General features: G+C 44.4%; 26 protein-coding genes and 1 pseudogene. 8 read left to right on the top strand and 19 right to left on the bottom strand.

Going from position 1 to position 24,959, the window contains the following annotated elements:
- Nucleotides 1-223 precede the first annotated feature (223 nt).
- The 3 genes and pseudogenes from R7O12_RS15745 to R7O12_RS15735 all read right to left on the bottom strand — a co-directional run bounded on the left by R7O12_RS15745 (nucleotide 224) and on the right by R7O12_RS15735 (nucleotide 1,704).
- On the bottom strand, nucleotides 224-484 hold the full coding sequence (locus tag R7O12_RS15745) for a DUF5062 family protein (protein ID WP_005376453.1): 261 nt from the start codon (nucleotides 482-484) through the stop codon (nucleotides 224-226).
- An 82-nt stretch (nucleotides 485-566) separates the two neighbouring features.
- A pseudogene (locus tag R7O12_RS15740) lies at nucleotides 567-803 on the bottom strand (Low-specificity L-threonine aldolase); the annotation flags it as partial.
- 40 nt (nucleotides 804-843) lie between these two features.
- On the bottom strand, nucleotides 844-1,704 hold the full coding sequence (locus R7O12_RS15735; protein ID WP_253657633.1) for an immunity 49 family protein: 861 nt from the start codon (nucleotides 1,702-1,704) through the stop codon (nucleotides 844-846).
- Between the two features lie 356 nt (nucleotides 1,705-2,060).
- Here R7O12_RS15735 and R7O12_RS15730 point away from each other — a divergent pair, with 356 nt between their 5' ends.
- The 3 genes from R7O12_RS15730 (at nucleotide 2,061) to R7O12_RS15720 (ending at nucleotide 5,494) form a co-directional block, all read left to right on the top strand.
- On the top strand, nucleotides 2,061-2,675 hold the full coding sequence (locus R7O12_RS15730) for a PolC-type DNA polymerase III (protein ID WP_165401653.1): 615 nt from the start codon (nucleotides 2,061-2,063) through the stop codon (nucleotides 2,673-2,675).
- Nucleotides 2,676-2,848: 173 nt separating this feature from the next.
- Nucleotides 2,849-4,609, top strand: coding sequence for an ABC transporter ATP-binding protein/permease (locus R7O12_RS15725; RefSeq protein ID WP_238952677.1), 1,761 nt, complete (start codon nucleotides 2,849-2,851; stop codon nucleotides 4,607-4,609).
- Nucleotides 4,610-5,101: 492 nt separating this feature from the next.
- Nucleotides 5,102-5,494, top strand: coding sequence for a hypothetical protein (locus R7O12_RS15720; RefSeq protein WP_005376463.1), 393 nt, complete (start codon nucleotides 5,102-5,104; stop codon nucleotides 5,492-5,494).
- A 40-nt stretch (nucleotides 5,495-5,534) separates the two neighbouring features.
- Here the strand turns inward: R7O12_RS15720 and R7O12_RS15715 are convergent, their stop codons facing one another.
- The 4 genes from R7O12_RS15715 to R7O12_RS15700 all read right to left on the bottom strand — a co-directional run bounded on the left by R7O12_RS15715 (nucleotide 5,535) and on the right by R7O12_RS15700 (nucleotide 9,178).
- Nucleotides 5,535-6,539, bottom strand: coding sequence for a metal-dependent hydrolase (locus R7O12_RS15715; protein WP_206969559.1), 1,005 nt, complete (start codon nucleotides 6,537-6,539; stop codon nucleotides 5,535-5,537).
- 328 nt (nucleotides 6,540-6,867) lie between these two features.
- Nucleotides 6,868-7,326, bottom strand: coding sequence for a hypothetical protein (locus R7O12_RS15710; RefSeq protein WP_054577846.1), 459 nt, complete (start codon nucleotides 7,324-7,326; stop codon nucleotides 6,868-6,870).
- Between the two features lie 93 nt (nucleotides 7,327-7,419).
- Nucleotides 7,420-8,448, bottom strand: a complete 1,029-nt coding sequence (locus tag R7O12_RS15705) for a phospholipase A (RefSeq protein WP_053349142.1) — start codon at nucleotides 8,446-8,448, stop codon at nucleotides 7,420-7,422.
- Nucleotides 8,449-8,674: 226 nt separating this feature from the next.
- Nucleotides 8,675-9,178: a DUF2938 domain-containing protein gene (locus R7O12_RS15700; RefSeq protein ID WP_318075830.1), complete on the bottom strand. Its 504-nt coding sequence runs from the start codon at nucleotides 9,176-9,178 to the stop codon at nucleotides 8,675-8,677.
- A gap of 84 nt (nucleotides 9,179-9,262) precedes the next feature.
- Here R7O12_RS15700 and R7O12_RS15695 point away from each other — a divergent pair, with 84 nt between their 5' ends.
- Nucleotides 9,263-9,751 carry a helix-turn-helix domain-containing protein gene (locus R7O12_RS15695; protein ID WP_411913084.1) on the top strand — a complete coding sequence of 163 codons (489 nt, stop codon included), beginning with the start codon at nucleotides 9,263-9,265 and terminating at the stop codon, nucleotides 9,749-9,751.
- Here the strand turns inward: R7O12_RS15695 and def are convergent.
- From def to R7O12_RS15665, 6 genes are all read right to left on the bottom strand, one after another.
- Complete coding sequence (gene def, locus R7O12_RS15690) at nucleotides 9,744-10,250, bottom strand: peptide deformylase (RefSeq protein WP_017635324.1); 507 nt, start codon at nucleotides 10,248-10,250, stop codon at nucleotides 9,744-9,746. The genes R7O12_RS15695 and def overlap by 8 nt on opposite strands.
- A 234-nt stretch (nucleotides 10,251-10,484) precedes the next feature.
- A complete protein-coding gene (locus tag R7O12_RS15685; protein WP_017635325.1) occupies nucleotides 10,485-10,949 on the bottom strand; it encodes an ABZJ_00895 family protein in 465 nt (154 codons plus the stop codon).
- Between the two features lie 32 nt (nucleotides 10,950-10,981).
- On the bottom strand, nucleotides 10,982-11,311 hold the full coding sequence (locus tag R7O12_RS15680) for a YceK/YidQ family lipoprotein (RefSeq protein ID WP_017820979.1): 330 nt from the start codon (nucleotides 11,309-11,311) through the stop codon (nucleotides 10,982-10,984).
- Between the two features lie 416 nt (nucleotides 11,312-11,727).
- Nucleotides 11,728-13,173, bottom strand: a complete 1,446-nt coding sequence (locus tag R7O12_RS15675; protein WP_256896093.1) for an AGE family epimerase/isomerase — start codon at nucleotides 13,171-13,173, stop codon at nucleotides 11,728-11,730.
- A 107-nt stretch (nucleotides 13,174-13,280) separates the two neighbouring features.
- Nucleotides 13,281-13,823, bottom strand: a complete 543-nt coding sequence (locus R7O12_RS15670; RefSeq protein WP_047101468.1) for an AAA family ATPase — start codon at nucleotides 13,821-13,823, stop codon at nucleotides 13,281-13,283.
- A gap of 289 nt (nucleotides 13,824-14,112) precedes the next feature.
- Complete coding sequence (locus R7O12_RS15665; protein ID WP_017635328.1) at nucleotides 14,113-15,456, bottom strand: magnesium transporter; 1,344 nt, start codon at nucleotides 15,454-15,456, stop codon at nucleotides 14,113-14,115.
- Between the two features lie 215 nt (nucleotides 15,457-15,671).
- Between R7O12_RS15665 and R7O12_RS15660 the strand changes: the two genes are divergently transcribed.
- Nucleotides 15,672-16,547: a universal stress protein gene (locus R7O12_RS15660; protein ID WP_318099296.1), complete on the top strand. Its 876-nt coding sequence runs from the start codon at nucleotides 15,672-15,674 to the stop codon at nucleotides 16,545-16,547.
- A 43-nt stretch (nucleotides 16,548-16,590) separates the two neighbouring features.
- Here the strand turns inward: R7O12_RS15660 and R7O12_RS15655 are convergent, their stop codons facing one another.
- Nucleotides 16,591-16,980, bottom strand: a complete 390-nt coding sequence (locus R7O12_RS15655) for a MazG nucleotide pyrophosphohydrolase domain-containing protein (protein ID WP_238952682.1) — start codon at nucleotides 16,978-16,980, stop codon at nucleotides 16,591-16,593.
- A 26-nt stretch (nucleotides 16,981-17,006) separates the two neighbouring features.
- Entirely contained in the window at nucleotides 17,007-17,435 is a 429-nt protein-coding gene (locus R7O12_RS15650; RefSeq protein ID WP_031781242.1) for a PaaI family thioesterase, read from the bottom strand.
- Between the two features lie 211 nt (nucleotides 17,436-17,646).
- Here R7O12_RS15650 and gloA point away from each other — a divergent pair, with 211 nt between their 5' ends.
- Together gloA and R7O12_RS15640 are read left to right on the top strand one after the other, a co-directional pair.
- Nucleotides 17,647-18,033, top strand: a complete 387-nt coding sequence (gene gloA / locus R7O12_RS15645; protein WP_017635331.1) for a lactoylglutathione lyase — start codon at nucleotides 17,647-17,649, stop codon at nucleotides 18,031-18,033.
- An 11-nt stretch (nucleotides 18,034-18,044) separates the two neighbouring features.
- Nucleotides 18,045-19,145: an alkene reductase gene (locus R7O12_RS15640; protein WP_047101459.1), complete on the top strand. Its 1,101-nt coding sequence runs from the start codon at nucleotides 18,045-18,047 to the stop codon at nucleotides 19,143-19,145.
- Nucleotides 19,146-19,262: 117 nt separating this feature from the next.
- Here R7O12_RS15640 and R7O12_RS15635 read toward each other — a convergent pair whose 3' ends face one another.
- Nucleotides 19,263-19,538 (bottom strand): nitrogenase-stabilizing/protective protein NifW, encoded by a 276-nt coding sequence (locus R7O12_RS15635; RefSeq protein ID WP_017635333.1) that lies wholly within the window; start codon nucleotides 19,536-19,538, stop codon nucleotides 19,263-19,265.
- A gap of 241 nt (nucleotides 19,539-19,779) precedes the next feature.
- On the opposite strand from R7O12_RS15635, the gene R7O12_RS15630 reads away from it, so the two are divergent.
- Nucleotides 19,780-21,630, top strand: coding sequence for an acyltransferase family protein (locus R7O12_RS15630; RefSeq protein ID WP_206958813.1), 1,851 nt, complete (start codon nucleotides 19,780-19,782; stop codon nucleotides 21,628-21,630).
- A 79-nt stretch (nucleotides 21,631-21,709) separates the two neighbouring features.
- Here the strand turns inward: R7O12_RS15630 and R7O12_RS15625 are convergent, their stop codons facing one another.
- From R7O12_RS15625 to katG, 3 genes are all read right to left on the bottom strand, one after another.
- On the bottom strand, nucleotides 21,710-22,180 hold the full coding sequence (locus tag R7O12_RS15625; protein WP_005376497.1) for an RES family NAD+ phosphorylase: 471 nt from the start codon (nucleotides 22,178-22,180) through the stop codon (nucleotides 21,710-21,712).
- A gap of 1 nt (nucleotide 22,181) precedes the next feature.
- Nucleotides 22,182-22,634, bottom strand: coding sequence for an antitoxin Xre/MbcA/ParS toxin-binding domain-containing protein (locus R7O12_RS15620; RefSeq protein ID WP_005376498.1), 453 nt, complete (start codon nucleotides 22,632-22,634; stop codon nucleotides 22,182-22,184).
- A gap of 174 nt (nucleotides 22,635-22,808) precedes the next feature.
- The coding region (gene katG / locus R7O12_RS15615) for a catalase/peroxidase HPI (RefSeq protein ID WP_318126087.1) at nucleotides 22,809-24,959 on the bottom strand (2,151 nt) is incomplete at its 5' end.

Genomic DNA, 24,959 nt, shown 5'->3' with positions numbered 1-24,959 from the left:
GTATGGTTACTTCAAGGCTTCTGTAAATGAGTATTCTTGGTTGCACTCTTGCAACGCGAGCATTGTAGCGCTTCTCTGGCTTTATCTTTAGCCCTTTTGATGCTGTTTTGTAAATCAATGATAACGAAACATTAGAAGGCCTCGGTGCACTTGCCAAGATCAGACAAGGCGAACCACCTGGCTCGCCTTGTGAATTAATGACCTATGTAACTTCTTGAGGTTTTTACTTTAGAGGATCGTTGTCTGGCAACGCACTGTGTATCCATACTGCCAGTCGGTGTTTGATGCTTGCGCCGTCTAGCTTGCTTTCCGGCAATGGCGTGATCTGTTTTGCATCGACCAAGAATAGGTAAATCGCTTTTACTCTTAGAGGTTGTGGTGACTGAGGAAGGTCAAAACCTTGTAGCTTCGCCATCTTCCCACCAATCTCTAGTGCCTTCTTAACCAGTTTGTCTTCATTGTGAAGCTTGGAGCTTTTTGACATTGATAAATCCTCTTCTTCGCTTCAATTAAGAATACATGAAGTGTCACGTATGGCGTGTTAGTAAGCTCGCATATTGAGAAGTTTATGCCTTCTTACCGAGTAACTGATTGAAAAACGACCTTAATTCGTCATCACCAAGATTGAGCAGGTAGTCACCAATATACCATTCAACAATGGATTGATTTGGATGTGCCGTGACTTGCGGGTTACCAAACCAAATGCCCTTTTCCGTGGCAAACGTGTGTTGGAGTTCTTTCAACTTTTCACAGCTGAAAGGTAGGATCAGGTACAACATGTTTGCTCGAGGTGCTGCCGAACGGCATTGCCGCAGACACTACATAAGGTGTTCTATTAATGATTTATTTAGAACAGAGATCATGCTCACCGTAAACGAGCCACTTTGGCAAATATGCGGTTTCTGGAATTGTCCAGCCATACTTATCGTATGCCAATGCAGCAAGACCAGTCAGTTTCAGAGAAACATTTCCTTTTGGCGAATAGCGAACATCTTCATTCATGTAGAACTGGTAATGCGCCTCTAACGCATCCCTCAGTGCTTCTTGATAATGTGCCTCATCGCCATCGATAATGGCAACAAACACATTCACAAATGGAATAAACAAAGAGTGTACATATGGCACTCTGGTTGATTCTAAGTATTGCGGGGAGGATTTCTCCATCACAGTTTGCAATAACTCTGGTAACGCTGATGAATTGCTAAATACACCGTTAACGAACTCGACTAGCGCAACATCGAATGGATCTTTTAAACGCACTAACGACTCATCCATGATGGTCATCAGCTCTACGCAGCGCCAATCTCTCGCGGCCATCGCTAAACAGATTTCATCCAACCAAGCATCCATCGTTCCCCCTGCAATAGAACGGTTACCTACTTCCGAAAAATGTCGGTGCCCAACGGAGAATTCAACCACTTTGTCTGAATGATTGGCCAGCAAGTACACGTTATTCAGTAACTCAAGCGCTCTTTTTATATAAGCTGGCGAGGCCTGATGTTGTCCGTATTTTGAAGCAGTGAAGAATGAATCAAGCGAATACCAAGCGTCGCCTTTCATTCTTTTGAGAGGTTGCTGATAAAAAGATTGTTTTTCATCAAGCATTTCTTCCCAGAAGTTGTAAAAATCTTCATCTTCCTCACGAAAAATACGCAATTTTCTTTCTTCAGGTATCTCTAAATAATGATTCTTCATTGCTTCCATCGTTCCCTAGCCTCGCATTATAAGTTGTTCTAATTTTTTGCCGTGATGATATTCATACTCAAAATCAAGCCGTGAATGATGCCGAAGTTAATTTATAAAATCAATTTATAATCAGTATGTTGTATCGAAAGTTAATGCTTAACTGAAATGAATCGAAAAGCCGAAAAACATTTGAAATATAAGGCTACCGCACAAGCCGCGATGGGTAAGCCAGAACGTACCTGTCCATAAACAGTGGACGACGAACACTGACTTTGTGGAGTAAAGATAGACAGATATTCACCATTGTGTTCGCCTTTCTTTTTCTGTCGCTTTCGATAATACTCTTGCGCAATATTACTCAGCTGGAAAATTTTATGCCTCAAGCAAACTCTGTGGTCGTACTCGACTTTGAAACCACAGGTCTCTCTCCTACTTTAGGTGATCGCGCAATAGAAATTGGTGCAGTAAAGTTAGTCAATGGCGAGGTTGTCGATAGTTTTCAGCAACTCATGAACCCCGGTTTCAGAGTGAGTTCTTTCATTGAGAACTACACCGGCATTACCAACAATATGTTGCGATCGGCACCAAGCTGCGAAGAGGTAATGGCGTCATTTAGTGAGTTCATTGCTGGCGAGAACCTTATCGCTCACAACGCGTCCTTCGATAAACGATTTTTAGATGCAGAGCTTGAACGAATCAACTGTGGTTATTCGGGTGAGTTTGCTTGCTCCTTACTGGTAGCAAGACGGCTCATTCAAGAAGCCCCATCACATAAGCTAGGTGAACTTGTTCGCTATAAAAATATCGACAACGACGGTGTTTTCCACCGTGCACTAGCCGATGCGCAAATGACAGCCAAGCTTTGGCTCTTAATGGTCGAAGGGATAGAAAACTCAGGCATCGAAAAACCAAGTTTTAAGTTGATGCAAACGGTCAGTAAAACAGCCAAAGGAAAAGTCGACCTGCTACTCGCCAAAAGCCGTGCGTAACACCCTCCGAACTAAAAGCTGATTCTAGTCTCTTCGACGTTTAAGTGATTTTCGATATACATGCGATATTGGTTATCCCAGTTAATTTCCTGATCCGAAAGCGGTAGTTCGCTGGTCTCACCAACCAAACTGGCTTACTATGCCAGGTACCTAAAACGCTTTGTGAGTCACTCATGAGCAGAAAAAATAACAAAAATCTCAGCATTCTTCTTAAACTCAGCACCTTTATTGCACCTTATAAATGGCGGGTTGCGGCAGCCTTGGTTGCCCTTGTCGCGACAGCAAGTTTGACGTTATCCGTTGGCTATGGAGTGCGCATACTTATCGACCAAGGCTTTGCTCAGCAATCATTGCAAGAGCTTACCAATGCGATTCAGTTTATTGTCGGTGTCACATTGTGTATTGCCATTGGGACTTTCTTTCGCTTTTACCTTGTCTCTTCCGTAGGTGAGCGCGTTAGTGCGGATATTCGCCTTGCGGTGTTTAACCATGTGATTACGCTGCATCCGAGCTATTTTGAGACCAACAGTAGTGGCGATATTATGTCACGCCTGACTACCGATACCACATTGCTGCAAAGCATTATTGGTTCATCGTTCTCGATGGCGATGCGTAGCGCTTTGATGTGTTTTGGTGCCATCATTATGTTATTCGCTACCAACGTTAAGCTCACGCTGATTGTGCTTGCTTCTGTGCCTTTGGTTCTGGTTCCGATTTTGTTTTATGGACGACGCGTGCGTGCTCTCTCTCGCCAAAGTCAGGACTCAATGGCCGATGTCGGAAGCTACGCTGGAGAAGCGATAGAACATATTAAAACCGTGCAAAGTTTTAGCTCAGAGTCGCATGAACGAGCGGCTTTCGCTGTCGAGGTGGAAAAAGCTTATGAAGTAGGCAGACAGAGAGTAAAACAGCGCGCGATCCTGATATCAGGCGTTATTGTGATTGTGTTCAGCGCGATTTCAGGCATGCTTTGGATAGGCGGCAGCGATGTGATTCACGGAAAAATGTCTGCGGGTGACCTAGCCGCATTTGTGTTTTATGCCATTATGGTTGCCTCATCGACTGCAACCATTTCCGAAGTCATGGGTGAATTGCAAAGAGCCGCAGGTGCTACCGAACGGCTGATTGAGATCCTTCAAGTAGACAGTGATATTAAAGCGCCAAGCAACTATTTGCCTGTCCGTTCCGACATGCCTGCTGAGGTTAACTTTAATTCGGTGAGTTTCAACTACCCTTCTCGACCAAATCAACCAGCAATCAAAGAATTAAATCTAACTGCTGAACAAGGAAAAGTGTTGGCGTTGGTCGGCCCTTCTGGTGCCGGTAAAACAACACTATTCGAACTGCTGCAACGCTTTTATGATCCGCAAAAAGGGCAAGTGTTGTTTGGTGGTGAAGATATTCGACAGTTCGATCCAAACGAGCTTCGACGTCAAATGGCGCTCGTACCACAACAACCAGCGCTGTTTAGCCATGATGTTTTCCATAATATTCGCTACGGTAATCCTGAAGCGACGGATGAACAAGTTATCGAAGCCGCGAAAAAAGCCCATGCCCATGAGTTTATTGAGAAGCTTCCCGAAGGCTATCACAGCTTTTTAGGGGAGCGCGGCGTTAGGCTATCGGGCGGACAAAAGCAGCGTATTGCGATTGCTCGCGCGATTCTAAAAGATCCAAAAATCTTACTGCTAGACGAAGCTACCAGCGCCCTTGATAGTGAAAGTGAACATCACGTTCAACAAGCACTTGAAGCTCTAATGAAAGGACGCACAACGCTGATTATTGCTCATCGTCTTTCGACTATCCAACATGCGGATAAAATTGCGGTGCTCGACAATGGCGAGTTAGTCGATGTTGGTAACCACCAATCATTAATGCAAAGCTGTGAGTTGTATCAGCGACTTGTGGCATTGCAATTTAAGCACTTGGAGTAACGCCTAGTTAAGCGTTCAAAAGTAAGCAAAGGCGGACCAAATAATTTAATAACAGGAGTTTAACGATGTTTTTGTGTCAGTCCAGCGAGCCTTGGCGAGACTAAGAATCTAGCTCTGAGTGGTTAATGAGATAATTTAGACCATGAAGAGCTAGGATAGAAGATCCCACATCATGTCCCATCGTCGCTGTACAAGGTGACGAAATACAAAAGATGCCACTCGCAGTTAAACGAGCGGCATTAAACCAAGCAGCTCGCCTTTTAACAAAGGAATTCCAGTAAGAATCCAGTAACCAGCGTATTCTCCCTTCAACTAGAAACACTCGTTCACAACTACCATATAAAACCCAATCAACTTCATTTGTAACAATTAAGGTTTCAAAAATAGGAAATCATTACTGAAAAAGTTTACCGCGTTTTGTGTTGCTATCTATGGTTACAATGTTTGAGACATCAATGCCTTCAAACCAAGCAACACAAAAGCGGCACCGATATGAACAGCGAAGCGAAACAACTATTTTCTTATCTATGTCAGCGATACGATGCGCTTTCTCAAGAGCTTGAGTCTCGCCCTTTTCCTGAATTTTCTGAGACTATTACTCATCCTCTTGGGCACTGTTTAGTCCGTTGCCCAGCAGGTAGCCAACGCTTTTCTATTGTAGCAGTCAACTTTGCACCCTCCGTTCGCGGGCAAGGCGTGCTTACTGCATTTATCGACTACATCAAAAGCAATCCTTACCACTACCAAGGTGTTGAGGTTGCAATCATTGAAAACAAGAACTTAGCTAAACGGCTTTTGTCTCTTGGCTGGAAGTACAAGTCCCTGTTTGGCAAGATTTTCTTCGCTAGCAAGCCAACCCTAGTAAAGGACTTTCAGTCTGCGTAATAGTTATTACGAAACCGCATCGACATCCAAAGTAAAACCATCACTCAAAATCCGTAAGCATGTTGAAAAAAACTTGGCGATCTTCTGCAGTACTTCCTCGATGAGCAGTGTATTCAACGTGCGCGTCTGCGCTGGCTTTTGGGGATAGATTGATGCCCCATAACGCATTAATTTGGTTTGGTACGATGGAATAACGCATATCAACAATTCGCATTTCATTATTCGGATCCGTCGCTACAAAACCGTTTGAAAACCAACGGAAACGTTCGATGTCTCTTGCTTGTTGCGATTGCGGGTTTAGCCACGGAAATTGCTCTTTTATATTTAACTTTGGAGTTGATTCGCCAGGGTAAATTTTTATTGAACGCCCCACCCTTACGGCATCTACATAGTAGCTCTCTTCCGTTTCATAAATTAGTTTCCAAACCAAAAGATTGCTAAAGCTTGGTTTGGCTTTTAATTGTATAGCGTTGTGTTGTCGCTCTTTGACGATTTCCCAACCAGCTGCTTCTGCTCTATCTCGTTGGATCATTCCAAGGCTTAGGTAAGCCAGACACCATAAAAATGCAATGCGGGCATAGTTTGGGCTTCGCTTCAGTGCAGCAAACAAAAGCAATATTAAAATAGGGAGTGTGAACGCGGGGTCGATTACCGAAATAGTGTTCCAAGCATAACGCGTGTTGCTTATCGGCCATAGAAGCTGTGTTCCATAACTGGTGCATGCGTCTAATAACGCATGGGTACTATAACCAAGCGCGCAGTAAAACCAACTCTGCCGGAAGCTTAGTCCTCGCTTTTTTGCGAACAATGGATACAACACCAAAGCACAAATGAAACTACCAAACGGGATAAACAAGAGCGAGTGAGTAAATTGGCGATGGTATTCCAAATACAGCAAAGGATCAGTTGAAGAACGGATGAGCACATCTAAATCCGGAGCCATCCCAGAGACCACGCCCAACACGCCAACAACTGCAAGGTTTCGCTTGTTGCTCACCGCCAGTGGCAAAGCTGCTCCCAATAAACCTTGCGTTAACGGATCCATCGTTCACTTCCTTTAGATAGATGAAGCTCAGCTGGAAAGCGTACACGCTCAATAGTCGGTTCCAATTTAAAAACCAGAAGGTTCTTCGACATAAATTATCCGCATTTAAGTGGAAAATAATACACGACTTAGTCATGCATTTGCTTGTTTAGCAACAAACACCTTGATTTAGTGTAAGAAGGAATCACGCCGTTCGCTAGTGAACGAACAAATCTGAGTCTAGGCTTGTTTGGTATTTCAAACCCGAAGGTTTATCTGACGCGAAAAAACAAGGCGAACCCAATGGCTCGCCTTGTTTCTAATTTACTGAACGATAAACGACAGGCGTTTAGTCTTGAGGATTCTCTTTCGCGTTGATTTCAGCGTAAGTGTGTAGCAGCTCCGTCAATGTTTTTACCCACGCAAAAACATCCGAAGGTACATTTTCGATTAGTTTTTCCACTAGAGCACAGTGTGTTTCTAGCGTGATGGCCTCTTCCAAACGGAATGAGATCGCGTAGAAATGCCAAAGCACCAATCGCGTCATTCGCTCGCTATTTTGCTTTGCGTTATCTGAGTCATCAAACGCTTGTTGAATTTCACTCAGTGCGATTGCTGTCATGCGTAGCATTGCATCAAGACGTGCAGACAACATGCGGTCTTCACTATCCACTTCTTCTTGATCAAAAGTGAACAGCTCATTCATCACGTCTTCTGGCACCATTTTACTGATCATACGAGCACTAAACTCTTCCAGCTCATGGCGAGGCATAGTTACAAGACAATCGAAGGTGTAATCACGAAGCATAAAATCACTCTAGGTTAGAAATCAATTTCAGCCTCGCATTCTAAATATTGAAATTTCAATTGCCAGTGTTAATTTCTATCCATCTACGAAAAACTACAAAACACCGTTGATTGCAATACCAACACCAATCCGCTGCTGATTATGATCATAGTCGATCAAGCTCTTACCATAACCCGCTGAGTATTGTGCGTACCCCTGAACTTTGCCCCAAATCGGAAATGACACACCCAGTTCTGCAAAACCCTTATGTGTTTGAAAGTTCTGGCGACCTAAAAAGGTAAACTCGTAACCATTCCACTTGTAAGCACTCGATAGCTCAAAGTGTCCCATATAGTCTTCGATATCCGGGTTATCATCACCTTTGGGATCATTAGGCGATGTCTTTTCATCTTCAGGTATACGCCACCAAGGCTGGATAGAAACCGCAAAATTGTCTTTTGCAAAGGTTACGTTGGCATAGACACGGTTCCAACTGCGCGATAGCTCCTGTCTCTGACCGTTAGACTCATGTTCAATACCAAAACCTAACCAAGTCGAACCATCAAGTGGTTTCCAGTCAGTTGGGGTGTAGTAAAAAAGCTCTGGACGATAATTGGTTTCACGGAATGGACGAGATGCTGCACCCGTATATACCTGCCAAAATGATTTAAGAGTCATTCCAAAAAACAGACCATCGCCATCAAACAACAAGTCATCATAGTTCATTGGTACTTTAAAACTGATTTGGAACTCCGCCTCTTCCTTACGCAGTTCATCGCCGTATTTGGTGTCGGCATACGCGCGTTTATTTACACGATCACTGTATGTAAACGGAAGAATATAGTTAACGCGATGCGCGACTAGGCTAAACGGTTCAAACGCGTTTTCTCGTTCTGATTCCAAACGCTTGTCGACCAAGCTTTCCTGAAGTTCTTCTGGCTCTTCAATTTCTGGATCAGCGGGCACTGTACTGGTTACTGTGTCAAGCTCACACTGCCCGCGAATGCTCTTTATGGTTTCCTCACCTTTGCTTTGCTTTATTTTGTCTAGCAAACATAAGTCATAAGCACTGGCTGTTTCTCCCATCGCAACTGGCGCTGCCAATAAACTCAGTATTGATATCCCTGCCACTTTTGAAGCCATCTGAAACCCCTAATATTCTTTATGTCAAACCAAATAATTTTAGTTTTTCTTGGTAAACCGCTTGCCATTCTGACGTTAAGACAATGTTAAATGTCTGCCGACTTTACATCTTGGATAAATGCAACAGACTTCGAACATATCGGCCAACTATGAGCAAAGCGCAAAAAACAACCAAGAGTTGAGCATCATAGATAAAAACCACTCGTTTGCATGATGCTCATGTTCTCTATGCAAAATACTGGCTCGTAACTTTGATTGCAAACCCGGCTATGAATAAACCCAAACCATAACCCAAATGCGCCAATGTGCTAAGAAAACGCGCTTTCCAAGGTGTTGGGGTTTTACTCGCAGCAAAACCAAATCCTAGACAAGGTTGAATGACCAAAAATGGGAAGATCAACGTTACCACGCCTGTAATTAAGCTGGGCATTAGACTGGGCTCTACCAACCAATGATGACCAAAAACAGTAACGTGAGCCAAAGCGAAAGTAACGCCGATGGCATAATGAAAAAACCAGCCCAGTGACTTTTCTCCCGGCATCGCCTCTGACGCCATAATTGGCGCATGCATAAGCTTTCCTTGGGGCATGTACAAAACCCAGCGCGCAACCAACGCATAGTTTAATGAAGGAATACCAAACACTCTCCTTTGTAACCATGCCCATAAATCCATTATCAAAGTGGCACCAATCCCTATTAGCACCGCTTGCAATCCCATTAAAAGCAGCATTTTTCTCTCCTCATGTTTTTGATTTGTTAAGGTCTTAGTTGCATGCTACAACTTAAAGCCAACTTGAAGTCAATGGGGAATAATATGGATATTGCAGAAGTGGTTAGAAAATCAGGATTGCCGACTTCAACGCTCAGGTACTACGAACAGCTGGGGTTAATTCGCTCGATAGGAAGGAGTGGATTGAGACGCCAATATTCACCAGAGGTACTCAATACACTCAATTTAATTAGTTTGGGGCGTATCGCTGGAATATCGCTTAACGAAATGGCAGAAATGTTGAATCAATCAGAAGTTTCAAAGCCATATATCGATCGTGACTTACTAACGAAAAAGGCACTTGAGATTGATGAGCAAATAAAACGTTTGAAAGCGGTGCGAGACAGCCTCAACCATGTCGCCACCTGCCCTCATGAGTCACATATGGACTGTTCTTCATTTCAGAAGCTTATGAAGGTCGTAAAGCGTTATGTCCCCCCAAAAGCAGAGATGAACCGCTCTCCCTACCTTCCTATTCTTGATTTAAAAGGAAGTAACTCGACATGGAGGGTTACTTCCTCTCATATTACTTAGCTTTCGCTTTTACGTACTTCTTCACTTTTTTCATCGCCATTTTTTGCTTCAGCGGTGAGAGGTAATCAATGAACAAGTTACCCGATAGGTGGTCAATTTCGTGCTGCATCACAATCGCCAAGAACTCATCGCTCTCGATTGTAATCGGGTTGCCATCACGGTCTAGTGCAGACACAACAACTGACGTGTAACGCTCTACATCTGCGTAGTACTCAGGAACAGAGAGACATCCCTCTTGACCAAGTGCTTTGTTTTCTCCGCTCACCACTTCTGGGTTAACCAAGATTAAAGGGTCATTGCGTTCGTCAGAGATATCGATGACAACAACCGCCTCTTTTCTGCCTACTTGGGTTGAAGCTAAACCGATACCATTGCCCGTTGCGTAAAGTGTTTCTAGCATATCGTCTATCAGCGTTTGTACTGTCGATACATCAGTGACTTTTTCTGCTTTTACTTTAAGCCTTGGGTCTGGAATGGAGAGAATTTCGAGGACTGCCATACTTACCTTTCATATCTATAAATCGTAATTCGTGGCGAATTATACACACGTTTCTTGATACATAAACCTGCTAAGCTATCTTGCGCACAAGGCATAAACCATTAACTCAAACTACAACACAATCAATGGGTTTGCCTTTTAGACAAAAAATCCTACAAACAGGAAACTAAAACGCCAGCACATTATGGCTGGCGTCTTGTCATGATCCTAATTGAATCGTTTGTTGTATTTTATCTACTGACTTTCCTTGGCTTTGAGTAACACTCTAATCGCCATTTTCTCACCACTTTTTAAAATTAAGTAGGCGATGCCAATCGTTATTAGCATTATGATAGCAATAAAAATACTTACCCCACCGAGCTCAGATAATAAATAAAACGGAGAAATATCTAACGACATTAAGATAAGAGAGAACACTACCAAACTTGCTAAAGTCCACAGTAAAACAGCATACCATCTTGTTTTTGATGGCATTACATCTCCAGTCTTGTAGCCGAAGTAATAACCAACACTCATGGCTGGGATTAACGTGCTAAGAAAGCCTGTACCACTCATTTCTATCCCAACAATATATTCAATGGCCAACAGCAATGCAGCCCAACAAACGGACGCCAGACACAACAGAGACGTAACAAGAAGTACCGATGGTGGCTGGTTTATTTCTGATTCTGAATAGTTATTTTTTAATTCCACTTTCATTTCTTTCCATTTATTTGAATAAAATAAGCGTTTTAGATCATGCTTCCGCTTGGACAACCTAGAGAAACAACACCGCCATAACTCGTTGTTGGCGTAACTACCATGACTAAATCAACAGGAAGAAACACAACGTCCGTTGCTAACGACAAAGGAATGTCAATCAATGATAGTGGGTATAACGCGATAGAAGTAATATCAGCTCTTAAATAGCAAGGTTGTCGTGCGACTGATAACGCGGTGCCTGAAAACGGCTTTCCGTATCCGCCACCAGCATGCGCATCTATAGACGAACACCCCACCATTAAAGATGCTGACACCACAAGAAATACAACTTGTAGCTTTTTAAATAGTTTTATTTTCATTTAACCTAGATTCCAACTAACTATTATTTTTACAACTAAACCCTCTCTCAAATTGTATGTTCAATGAATTTACTCATATGGGCCAAGTGCAACCATGTTAATACGTTCTATGTATTAGAAACAATTCATTTATTTCCAATGACACTAGTGAGATCATGCGACGTGATTGGAATCTCACTTAAGTTTTCATGGATCTATCGCGCTGAAAATTGAAGCCTCTACCTGTCATAGAATAAAAAGCCGTCAAAACCAGTGGTTCTGACGGCTTTTTGTAAGCGCCCCGTGGGCAATACCTACACCATTACTGCTTGAAGCTTATCTAGTGACAGACCTAGATAGCTAATAGTCGCACTTGCTGTCGGAGGATTTTATTGGCTTTTACGCGGACTTTAACCAACACATCACCATCGACCAACCTAAGGTCGAATATTGGTGAATGTCGCGATGGTGACTCCATCACTTTGTGACGACAACGATTTTACCTCTGCGCTAAAGTAATACGGATTAAGTGGCATTTTGCTCTCTGCTGGTCGCGCGTAGTAAAGCTTGGCAGGCTGTTTTGCCATTTGTTGCGCGTACAAATACCCGACCAACGCATGTTCAAACTGGTGGTAACCATTTCCCCAATGGAACGCTTTGGTTGATTTAGGACTCAGACCGACTCCTCCATATTGATGATCCACCCATACGTCCATAAAAGTGGGTAACGTGTATTGAAGCGTTTCTTTCATCGAACCATCGACAAGAGAAACTGTCATTGCCGCTTGATCGAGCTCTGCCCATTCCCAAGACGAGCTATAGTGCTTGTATGGTCTTGATTGCCAAGCAGGAATGCTCTCTTGTGTCCATTTACTCTGCCATTCTGGTGAGAAGAGCGCTTTGACTTGCTCAAAGTTTTGCTGGTATTGCGCTTGTTTAAGTGTATGTTTCATTCCTTTGAAGCCAAACTCTGTCCAATTGGAATTCTCCAACAACTGACCAGTGAGATACGTCATCCAATACGCTTTGATGGTGTGTCCAAAATCATTGTGTTTCGCATCTGGCATCATTACCGCTTTGTGGTGTATCGCGCCATAAAAACGCCGCTCTTTGTCGGAGTGGTAGTTATCCAGCATCACTTGCGTCAGCCACTCCAGATCTTGTTTCCACTTGGCTTGCGCTGGTTCTGGTAAAAGTGGCGCCGTTAACAACAGGTAGCCATTAATTTGGTCAAGTTGAGCGACTAGCTCTTGCTGCTTCGCACTTTCCCCATCACCGTCTTTCAAAACCCAAGCCAGACCGCGATCATCGCTTCGTCGGTATTGTTTAAATATAAACGCTTGCTGGTCGATAAGCGCTTGTTCAACCTTTGGATCTTGCGTCAAGTAGTAGTACATCGCCAAGCCCACCAAAGCGTAAGCTTGGTCTTGAGAAGTTCGCTGTTGCCACTCCATCCCCGGTTTTCCACTACGCGTAAAGCTCACGAAGCCGCCGTTTTTCTCATCTTGTAGATGATCAATCAGGTAATAAGCCCCTTTCTTTGCCAGCTCTAATGCTTGCTTGTCACCCGTAAGATGAAAAAGCACGCCATAAGCGTAAGTTTGGCGCGATTTCATGCGGGTGTACTCGCGATCGAAGTACGGGGTAATCCACCCTTTGTTTAATTCTTCACACGGCTTTTGTGGGTCGAGAATGACACCGTTATCACAACGAAATGTCGGAAAATTCCCCGCAGGTTGCCCATGCGCGCTTTCCATCATCCAATATGGGGCTAAGCCATTCGTCACATGGTTTAACCAATCATCCCCCGAAGGCAGGCCTACATCAGCAAAGCTGCTCATGCTCGTCGTTGCGAGCAATAAGGTAAGATATTTAAAAGACATAGCACTCAATTAAGTTATTGAATTTTATCCAGTATAGATAACTCCCTTTACGCATATTGTTGTCGTGCTCACAATCGCCTTACGCATTTGTTTGCATCAATCATCTTTTAGCCTTGTTCGATAACTGAGCCGAGAATAAACGCTACTCTGTCTTCGACTGACATTTTGGGCACTTCGATCAATTGATAACCAAATTTGTGATAAGCGTTGACCATCTGTTGATACGTAGCCACCGCTTCAGAAAAATCTTGCTTTCGCTCTTCGTCATTGCTGAATATCGATGCCCAAGGTGGAAAAATGAACACTTGAGAATGATAACGAAGCGTCTGGCAATGCGTGATGAGCTCATGCGAGATTGGCAGTTGTTCCAACTTACTGTAGCCATATACGTCCACAATACTGCGATCAAAAAACACATTCCCTTGGTGGACATTGAAAGCTCGGTAATTGCTCACTTCTGCCTTCATAATTTCGTCTCGAAAAGCTTGTTTGTCATTCCAAGGTAATGCTGAACCGTGATTGGCAACCTGCGTTTGTATCACGTGACGACCGGTTTCTGGCGCGCAGATAAAGCCTTGTGTTTTTAGCTGTTCGATTACCGAAGTTTTCCCTGCACCGGGACCACCAGTGAATACGATGAGTTTATTCAAAATTGTTTCCTTATTTTTTGTTTGAGTGAAGTAATGCGTGTACAGCCAAGAAAATGGGCATCATCTGGCGTTTGAAATTGGCATTTGGCACGCCAGCGTTAAGCGAGATCGGTAGTGGGAAATTTGGGGAATAGAACTGGGCAGTGAAGAGATATACAAAGTAAGAACCGAAACGACGTGTTCATCGGTTATGGAAAACGGAGGAATGCTGAGTGAAGCAAGCTCGCCCAAAATACTGGGTTGGGAAATGGTGCGATTGGTTCTGCTAGTTAACGCGTCAATTGGATATCTATATCAAGAAAATGGCACCTAAGCCTAAGAACGCAAAGAAACCAACGACATCGGTAACGGTCGTCAATACTACCGAGCCAGCCACGGCGGGGTCAATGTTAAACTTTTTCAACGTGAATGGTATCAACGTACCCGATGCCGCGGCCGCCAAACTATTGAGGAAAATGGCACAGCAAATAATAAGCGCCAATGGCAAAGAGTCAAACACCATGTAAACGACACCCGCGATCACCAATCCCATAATTAAACCATTAATGGTGGCGATTTTTAATTCCTTATTCACCAATAGCTTCAAGTTACTTTGGTGCAAGTGGTTTAGTGCGATACCTCGAATGGCCACCGCTAAGGTTTGGCTACCCGCGATGCCGCCCATACTCGCCACAACGGGCATTAAGATCGCAAGCGCAACGACTTGCTCGACCACATTATCAAAAAGCCCAATGATGGCGGAGGCTACGAAAGCGGTCAGCAAGTTAATCACCAACCAAAGTGCTCTTAGCCTTGTCGCCACGCTTAATGGTGTGAACAAATCTTCTTCGCTTCGTACGTTTTCTGCCACTACAGCTTGTAGGCTGAGTTCGCGCAACGTAATCGCAATGGTCGCCATCGACAAGACGCCCATAATTTTGCCACCAGCCATGATAGGAAACCAATGTGCTCCACCATCAATCGAGACTTGTTTGCTGACGCTTTGAATCGTTTGAATATCTTCTAGAATTGGCGTAACTACGGTCAAGTCGGTAAGTTTGATATGATTTTCGTGCAGCAACAGGGTTTGCGGCTCTATCGTACCAATCACACCACTTGCATCACGCACAATAATCAACCGCACTGGACTTTGCCCACGTTTTAGCAGCTCGGTTTTGATGCCTCCTACGCTGTTTTTAGGGTTTGCGACCAGAAAGTGAGGCTCGGCATAACGTCCAACTTTGTTGTCTTCATACGACAATGCTTGTTGGATATGCGCGACAGACTCTTCACTTTGATCAATAAGGTATTCATCTACAAATTCGGTCGGTAGAAAGTCCGCAAAGATGATCAGTTCTGAATCCGTTATGTACGCCAAGCGTTCATGTTGTAAGTCTTTATTGAGTGATTGATGAATGTGCTTGGCGGTGTCGTATCGGAGCAAATTTAATACCGTCCAATACTTCTCAGGCGGCACTGCTTCTATGACACGCTTACGGTAAGCAATGTTGACCGATTCCAAAATGTTCGCAATCTGTGCTTCTTGATAGTCTTTCAAAAAGCTCAAGTCTTCGGTCGATTCTATCGCTTTAATGATCTCAGCAAGCAAATGTGGCACTTTGCGGTTAATTTGCAATTGGTTGGAATCTATCATTACTTTTACCTATAGCTTTCACTACCACATTCGCCGCATTGACGATATGTGCTATCCGAAGACATGAATTCTTGATGTTAAAATTCTAGGCGATAGTTGACTTAATTGCGGAATTTATATTTCGCTCGCAGAAACAAAACGCCTCTGCATCAGTTCATGGTATAGACTTGAATGTGTGTCAGGCTCATTCGCCTTGTTTGATAATGGAGTAATCAATGGCACCTGTATTTTTTCTGACTCAGCAGGCCGCCTTACCAAGTCGTAAGGTGCTTCGTAAAGTGATTCAATTTTCGACAGCGTTGGCTCAGCCTATTGTGGTTTTAGTGGAAGACCATCGCCGAAGTGAAGATCACGCATTCGCTCATTTTCTCAGTTTCAACTCTGACCATATAGAAAAAAGACAAGCTGAGTTTGAAGCTTGGACCTTAAAGTTCAACGCATTAATTTTCGAACTTTGTGAAGAAGAAGAGCTTGAAACACCAACGCTCTCTTACGAGCATTTCAAAGGGAGCCATTGGGTTGAGCAAGTTGCGAAACGACTTGTTGACCACACTGACTTACTGCTCGTGGGACACTTTAACAAACACGAGATTCAAACGATGCTCACAGAACTAGCACAACAAGATTGCGACTTGTTGCTACTGAGTGAGCGGTCATGGCCTTCTCACGCCAACATGCTTTGTGCAATCGACCCACTTCATCGAGGGGATGAAAAGTCGATAGTAGATAAAGCCATCGTCTCGCGAGGCTCAAAATTAGAACAAACCTTAAGCGGGAAAATGACGCTCGTTTACTGCCGATACGTCGCACCATACCTCTCTCGCTATCGTGCAGAGATATTAAGCAATCAAAAAGCAGGCATTACAGATTTTATTAGTGCGCAAAAGTTAACGCGAGTTCCATTACTATTACCGGAAGGAAACCCTGAAACGGCGTTACCAAAAGCAGTTAAGCAATCACAAGCAGCGATTTTGATTATGGGGGCATGTAAACGAAGCATGTCATCTCAATTTTGGTCTGGCAGCACTGTAGACACGTTACTTGACCAACCACCTTGTGACCTACTGTTGGTCAACAGTTCCAAGGGCTGACTAGGTATTCCCTATTAACCAACCCTTTCAATACCAAGCGCAGTTATTGGCTCTTTACATCTTCTAACTGCGCGGCTTCATGCTCTGCGTTCAAGGCTTGTTTCTGCTGCTGTTTTATCTCATCCCAACTGCGTCCCGACTCAATCGCAGATACACGCTGATCGTATTTGTTGCAGGCTCTTTCGAGTACTTTCTCAGGATCTATGCCCTTTTCTCTTTCCAGCGCTTTTAATACGTTAAGATAGTTCCACAACACATCGCCTAACTCGTCTTCCAAATGACAAAGGCGATCCTCACGAATCTCTTCGCGGACTTCATCAACTTCTTTGCCAATGGCCTCCAGATAAGTCTCTACGCCTTTAAACCAAGTGTTGGTTTGGTCATATTGAGATTTTCTCGTCGCAATTACATACAGCTCATCAAATTTCTTCATTGCCTCTCCGTAGAACACGTTTTTATTTATGCCTTTTTAGGACGAATAAACTTCCCTTTAGCCGTCACTCTAACTTCGCTTTCGACCCGCAATTGAGCCACCAGTTGATATATACCGCGTCGTTCACCTTCACAGTGTGCAGTAATCGTGACTCGATCATCTAACTGAATAGGTGCATGGTAGCGCACATCCAACTGCGCCGTAAGGGCTTGAATGTCTCTAGATAACAAACAATGCGTCATTGCACCATCGAGAAGCGAACTGGCAATACCACCATGCAACAGGTCTGTGTAACCTTGATGACGCGGTAAAACGTGAAACTCTCCGACAACAGAACCATCGGCTAGGTATTGGTAGTTCACGGCCAAAGAGTTCGGATTCACATTAATTGAAGAACAAACCGCACATTGATGATGAGATTCGTGAGTGTAATGACAATAGCTGTTTGTAGACATGATAGTTACTCGGTTTCTCAAAAGAGTAATTAGCATATGCCAACAATTAAAAAGAAACGGCGAGTAATCTTTGTTTGCATGTTGCAGGGCCAGCAACCTCGCTTTTCATAACACTAAATAATCATTTTAATAATTAACGATAATTTCCAGTTTATTTAGAGTGGCGATATGGTTTGCATAGTGATTACGCAACGTTATGAAAAGGCGACTTATGAAGTTTCTCCACACGATGATCCGTGTAGCTGACCTAGACAAATCTATCGAATTTTATACAAAAGTTCTGGGAATGAGTGTTTTGGATCGTTTTGAAAACCAAGAATACCGTTACTCACTGGTGTTTGTTGGTAACACTGATCAACCAGATGGCGCGACCATCGAGCTAACTTATAACTGGGATACCGACAGTTACGACTTGGGTAACGCATTCGGACACATGGCACTGGGGTCTGAAGATATTTACGCCGCTTGCGAAAAAATTAAAGCGCTTGGTGGCAACGTTACTCGCGAGCCAGGTCCAATGAAAGGCGGAGAAACTCACATCGCGTTCATTAAAGATCCCGATGGTTACCAAATCGAACTCATCCAAACTCAAAAATAACGAGGTTTCCTATGACAGACGCATTATTTCAACCCATTCAACTTGGCTCTCTCTCATTAAAAAACCGTATCGTTATGCCTCCGATGACGCGTTCTCGTGCTTCTCAACCAGGTAATATCGCTAACGACATGATGGCGACCTACTATGCTCAACGTGCTGAAGCGGGCCTAATCGTTGCTGAAGGCACACAAATTTCGCCAATGGGTCAAGGCTATGCATGGACACCAGGCATTTACAGCCCAGAGCAAATTGCTGGCTGGAAAAAAGTAACTGATGCAGTGCACGAGAAAGGCGGCACTATCTTCGCGCAATTGTGGCACGTTGGTCGTGTGACTCACCCTGATAACATTGGCGGTGAGCAACCTATTTCTTCTTCTGCGCTAAAAGCAGAAAACGTGAAAGTATTTGTCGATAACGGCACAGACGAACCGGGCTTTGTCGACGTGGTTGAGCCACGTGAAATGACCAAACAAGACATCAAGAACGTTATTGAATTGTACCGCCAAGCCGCACTAAACGCGATAGAAGCCGGATTCGATGGTATCGAGCTTCATGCAGCGAATGGCTACTTGGTTAACCAGTTTATCGATTCTGAAGCGAATAACCGCACCGATGAATACGGTGGCTCTATTGAAAACCGTCTGCGTTTTCTTGGTGAAGTGATAGAAGCGATGACGCAAGCCATTGGCGCTGAGCGTGTTGGTGTTCGTCTTGCGCCATTCACTTCGTTAAATGGCACCGTTGATAGTACGCCAGTCGAAACCTACACCGCCGCTGCAGCGCTGCTTGATAAACTCAATGTGGTTTACATTCACATTGCAGAAGTAGATTGGGACGACGCGCCAGACACTCCGCACAACTTTAAAACCGCAGTTCGTGAGGCGTACAAAGGCACACTGATCTATGCCGGTCGTTACAACGCAGAAAAGGCGCAACACGCGATTGAAAGTGGTTTAGCTGACATGATTGGCTTTGGCCGTCCGTTTGTTGCAAACCCAGACTTACCAAGCCGCATCAAGCATGGCTATCCACTGGCAGAACATGACCCTGCCACATTGTTCGGCGGCGGTGAAAAAGGCTTAGTGGACTACCCTGCGTACCACGCGGGTTAATTCATCTACGTAAAGCTGATTCGCAACTCGCGACAAACCAATAGCTAACCCAAAAGAACCTTGCTCTTCCCCCTGTGACGCCAAGATGCAGGGTTCTTTTTAGGCAAGCCACCAGAATTAACGTCTTTGACAAGATGTACAACCTCGGCACGCAGAGCGCGTCGTTTTACTGAGCAAACGGCGTTGTACTTTACAGTAAGCATTCTTTAAAGCACGACGACCTGAAAACCAATCATCCGGTTTAGTGAGGATTAAGTAGCCGTTAAACCTCTTAACCAACTCGGTTCGGTTGTTTTCGATAAATCGGCTATCAAACTCGATGTCGAAGTAATCCAAAGCCTCTTCGATACAAGTAAAGCTGGCAATTTTTTCCTGAATCGTATTCTCTGTCATCGTTTCTTTAGCGTAATCATTTTCAATGAAGTCTAAGTGCCTCGCGCTTTACGTTCTTTGATTTAGCGCTTCTTAAGATCATTCTTTATGGGGTTTCCATATTGAAATTCAATTTGGGAATTCGTTAACCCACCTAGCATTTTCATTTTGACAATCACTTTAAGGCACTGATTTAAATAAACATTATTTCTGGTTCATATTTTGCTCTACTTCATTAAACGGAATGTTGGAGCAACACGATATGACTTACAGAGCAGAAGTAGACGGATTAAGGGCGATTGCTGTCACGTTGGTGATTTTGTTTCATGCAGGAGTTGAGCAATTCGCTGGTGGCTTTATTGGCGTCGACGTATTCTTTGTGATCAGCGGCTATTTGATCACTGCCATCGTGATTAACGACTTAGAAAACCAGAAGTTCAGCCTTGGTGATTTTTATGAGCGACGCATTCGTCGCATACTCCCCCTCTTACTGGTGGTGATCGCCGTCAGCTATTTGATGTCTTGGTGGCTATTTTTGCCGCAAGCACACAAAGACGTTGGTCAATTTGCAGTGTCTTCCATTCTCTCTTCATCCAACATTCTTCTGTATTTGAAAGGCCACAATTACTTCGGTTTAGAAGATCAAGCCAACCCGCTGTTCCACACATGGAGCTTGGGCGTTGAAGAACAATACTACATTGTCATTCCTTTGCTACTCATGCTACTCGCTCGTGGCAAAAACGCGTTTTACCTGACTTTTTTTATCACGGTATTTGTGCTGAGTTTGATGACTATTGTCTACGCGAGCAACGATCCTGATTTCGCTTTTTACATGATCTTCTCTCGCGCTTGGGAGCTGGCAACCGGTTCATTACTCGCATTAGTGATGAGAAAAGTCCAAGTTCAATCTAACGATACTCTAGCAACCATTGGCATCGTTTTGATATTGGCTTCCTCGCTTTTGTTTGAAAAATCGCAAGATGGCGCGGGCATTACGCTGCTGGTGCCGGTCATCGGTAGCGCGTTGGTGATTTTGTTTGCCTCTAAAGACAATGTCTGCGGTAGATTACTGAGCCTAAAGTGGGTCGTGTTCGTCGGCTTAATCAGCTACAGCTTATACTTGTGGCACATTCCATTATTTGTCTTTTACCGCTACGTGTTGGACACAACACAAGACATCAATATCCCACTTTACGTTGTCACTCTTTTTGTACTTTCTTACTTCACTTGGCGCTTTATTGAAAAGCCGTTCCGTAGCCGAAAAGCCATGAGCATGCGCACTGTGTCCGCGGTTATTGTGTTGTTGACGTTGCCCTTGCTAACGCTCGGCGTTATCGGTCATCAAAACGGTGGTTTTCCAGAAAGAAGCGCATTTTTCGAGGCTATGCGCGTTAACAACGGTTATGGTTTAGATTGCAACGGCAACACCAACGTTAACGATGTGTGCTCGTCTGCGCCGCAGCCCGCCATCGCTGTGTTAGGCAATAGTCACAGCATGGTTTACGTGAAGCGTCTATCCGAAGTAACACCAACTGGCGTGGTGCAACTTACTCAAGATTCCTGTGCGGTCGGTTATGTCGACATCCTAGAAGCTGCTGGCTCAATTTCTTGCCGACAGTTCTTCAATGAGGCTGTCGATACAATTCTAAGTACCCCTTCCATTCGTCGCGTTGTTATCTCTTCTAATTTCAATAAAGAGCTTTCACAAGCCGATTATGAAGCATCATTAACCAAATTATTGAATGAACTGAAAGGAAAGGAAGTGGTCGTTTTCGGTCCAACCCCTTCTGCACCGTTTGCGGTAGGAGAATGCCTTTGGAAAGCGCGTTTGTTTGGCGAGACAGAAGAGTCTGCCTGCGACTTTTCTCCCAAACAACATCACCCTCAAAACGTGGCGAAGTTAGTGAACTACTTTGAGCAATTTGAGCACGTTGAGTTTGTCGACTTGACCGATGCCATTTGCAGAAATGGCGTATGTCGAATGAGAGTTGGAGCAAACAATGCGATGTATACGGATGACAGCCATTTATCTTACAAAGGTGCTGAGTTGGTGCTTGGGCATTACCTCAACACTACAAATGAAGCGCAACAGTTCACTTACGACCGACAATAACCAAGGAAATAAACTTTTATGCTTCAGCGTTTATCTCAGGTAAGCGCTGAATGCTTTAAAGCAAGACAAAGCTAGGCGTCTATTTGAAAATGCGCGGATCAAACGCGAAATCGAGCTTTTCGGCTTTCTTGATGATCTCTTTCATTTTGGGATGATTTGGATTCACCACGTAGTTTTTATCACGAGGTGAAATCGTTGAAGGCACTTGCAGCGCGGCAAACTCTGGATGAGGATCATTGAGAAACTGATCACCAATGTACTGCGTAGACTCGCTCGCCGGTATTGCTCGCCACGTCACAGGGAGATCTTCTTCATCTAAGGTGGCGATGAGGTATTCTGGCATTTCAATACGATATAAATCGTAAAGTTTGGTGATAGCAGGATCGTTGTTTACGTGAACAAACACTTCCAACGAGCAAAGGGATTCCGATTCAGAGAAGTAGAGGGCTTCGGTTCCTTTTGAGTTCCATCGCCCTCCAAATAACTTTGCGCCAACGGGGCTGAATGGCGTGTCAGCAAATTTCTTTTGTGTGAGACGATAGAGCTTCATATTACGAGAATACCCCGTGCTCTAAACGGCCGATCAAATCTTTTACGATTTCAAAATCCACCGTGGTCGAGACCATATCAAGTGGACGTTTTCCACCTAAGCCATACACATTCTCTCTCATCCATTTTAACGCGCGCTCTTCGTCGTCAAACAGTTCTGTCGCGAGTTTCAATAACATCGCTAATCGATAGATTGCATCACTTTCTTGCGTATTGAAGCGTTCATCGTTTTTTAGACGACGCTTGACCGTGCTGACAGGTATCAATGTGACGTTTTGAAACTCACTCTGAGAAAGCTTCACACGCTCAACAATATTGCGATACACCTTTGGCTCAAAGCCTTTGTGAACCGCATCAGTGCGACCTGTTTCAGCGTCTTCAATACCCAACATAAACCAGAAATTGGCTTTATGAGGTTGTTTCGGTTTGAAGCTTTTTAATGCTGCAGTTGCCATATCAAGCTCCTGTGGTTCATATGGTCCAGTTATTATGGTTCAAATGAGCTTAATTTTCAATCAAAGTAACAATCAAAGTAAAAAGATAGGTAAAGAAAAAGGCGAGCTTTTCGCCCGCCTCTCTTACTTATTCATCAACTTTGTTTACGCATCTATCGATGAACATCGTTTCACTTATTGCAAGTCAAAACGATCCGCGTTCATGACTTTCGTCCATGCGGCGATGAAGTCATGGATGAATTTTTCCTGATTATCATCTTGCGCATACACTTCCGCATACGAACGCAGGATCGAGTTTGAACCAAAGACAAGATCCACTCGAGTAGCCGTCCACTTCACAGCGTCGGTTTTACGATCACGGATTTCATATTGATTAGCACTCACTGGTTTCCACGTATATGCCATGTCAGTAAGGTTCACGAAGAAATCATTCGACAAAGTGCCGACTCGCTCAGTAAATACGCCCTCTTTTCCACCGCCGTAGTTACTGCCTAGAACGCGCATACCACCGATAAGTACCGTCATTTCTGGCGCCGTTAGCCCCATAAGCTGAGCACGATCTAATAAAAGCTCTTCTGGCTTAACCGCGTAGTCTTTCTTCAACCAATTTCGGAAACCGTCAGCAACAGGCTCAAGTACTTCGAACGATTCCACATCCGTCATCTCTTGGGTGGCATCACCTCGGCCTGGCGCGAATGGCACGGAAACATCATGACCTGCGGCACGCGCAGCCAGTTCAATACCTACGTTCCCAGCAAGCACGATAGCGTCTGCAACACTACAGCCCTCTTCTGCTGCTATTTTTTCTAGCACAGCAAGAACACGGCTTAGACGTTCAGGTTCGTTCCCTTGCCAATCTTTTTGCGGAGCCAAGCGAATTCTCGCGCCATTTGCACCTCCTCGACGGTCAGAGCCACGGTAAGTACGCGCGCTATCCCACGCCGTACTGACTAACTCACTAATGGATAGGCCACTTGCTTCAATTTTTGTTTTCACTAAATCGACATCGTAGTCTGTCTTACCTGCGGGCGTTGGGTCTTGCCAAATAAGATCTTCGCTTGGCACATCTGGGCCGAAATAACATGATTTTGGTCCTAGATCGCGGTGTGTCAACTTAAACCAGGCACGAGCAAAAACGTCATCAAAGTACGCAGGGTCATTTTGGAACTTTTCTGCAATCTTACGATATTCAGGGTCCATTTTGAGCGCCATATCGGCGTCGGTCATGATTGGATTGTAGCGCTTAGAACCGTCTTCAACATCGACAGGCTTGTCTTGTTCTTCAATGTCGATTGGCTCCCATTGCCATGCGCCGGCTGGGCTCTTTTTCAGTTCCCAGTCATACTTAAATAGTAGGTGGAAGTATCCGTAATCCCATTGTGTAGGGTGTGTTGTCCAAGCACCTTCAATACCACTCGTTACCGCGTCACGGCCAATACCACGTGTTTTGTGATTAATCCAGCCAAGACCTTGCTCATGAACGTCTGCTGCTTCGGGCTCTGGGCCAAGGTTTGCGGCATCACCATTACCATGACACTTACCCACCGTGTGACCACCAGCTGTGAGCGCGACGGTTTCTTCATCGTTCATTGCCATTCGCGCAAAGGTCACTCGCATGTCATGTGCTGTTTTGAGAGGATCTGGGTTACCGTCTACCCCTTCAGGGTTCACATAGATAAGACCCATCATTACCGCAGCAAGCGGGTTTTCTAAATCTCGCTCACCAGAGTAGCGGCTGTTATCAGCGTCACTTGTGGCTAACCATTCTTGCTCAGAACCCCAGTAAGTGTCTTTTTCTGGGTGCCATATGTCCTCTCGTCCAAACGCAAAGCCAAAGGTCTTAAAACCCATGGATTCGTACGCCATGTTACCGGCAAGGACAATCAGGTCTGCCCAACTTAGTTTGTTGCCATATTTTTTCTTGATTGGCCATAAAAGGCGTCGAGCCTTATCGAGGTTGGCGTTATCTGGCCAAGAGTTGAGAGGAGCAAAGCGTTGGTTGCCTGTAGCAGCACCGCCACGACCATCCGCAATACGATAACTGCCCGCTGCATGCCATGCCATTCGGATCATTAAACCACCGTAGTGTCCCCAGTCGGCAGGCCACCAGTCTTGGCTATCAGTCATTAAATCTTTTAAATCTTTTTTAAGTGCTTCGACATCTAGCTTTTTCAGTTCTTCTTTGTAATTAAAGTCCTGACCAAATGGGTTGGTTTTGGAGTCGTGTTGATGCAGGATGTCTAAGTTCAAGGCATTCGGCCACCAATCCATCACCGACTTATCTGTAGATGTTTGCCCACCATGCATAACTGGACATTTACCTAC

Source organism: Vibrio sp. Vb1574, from assembly GCF_033338675.1.
This window is presented reverse-complemented; position numbering and strand designations above follow the sequence as displayed.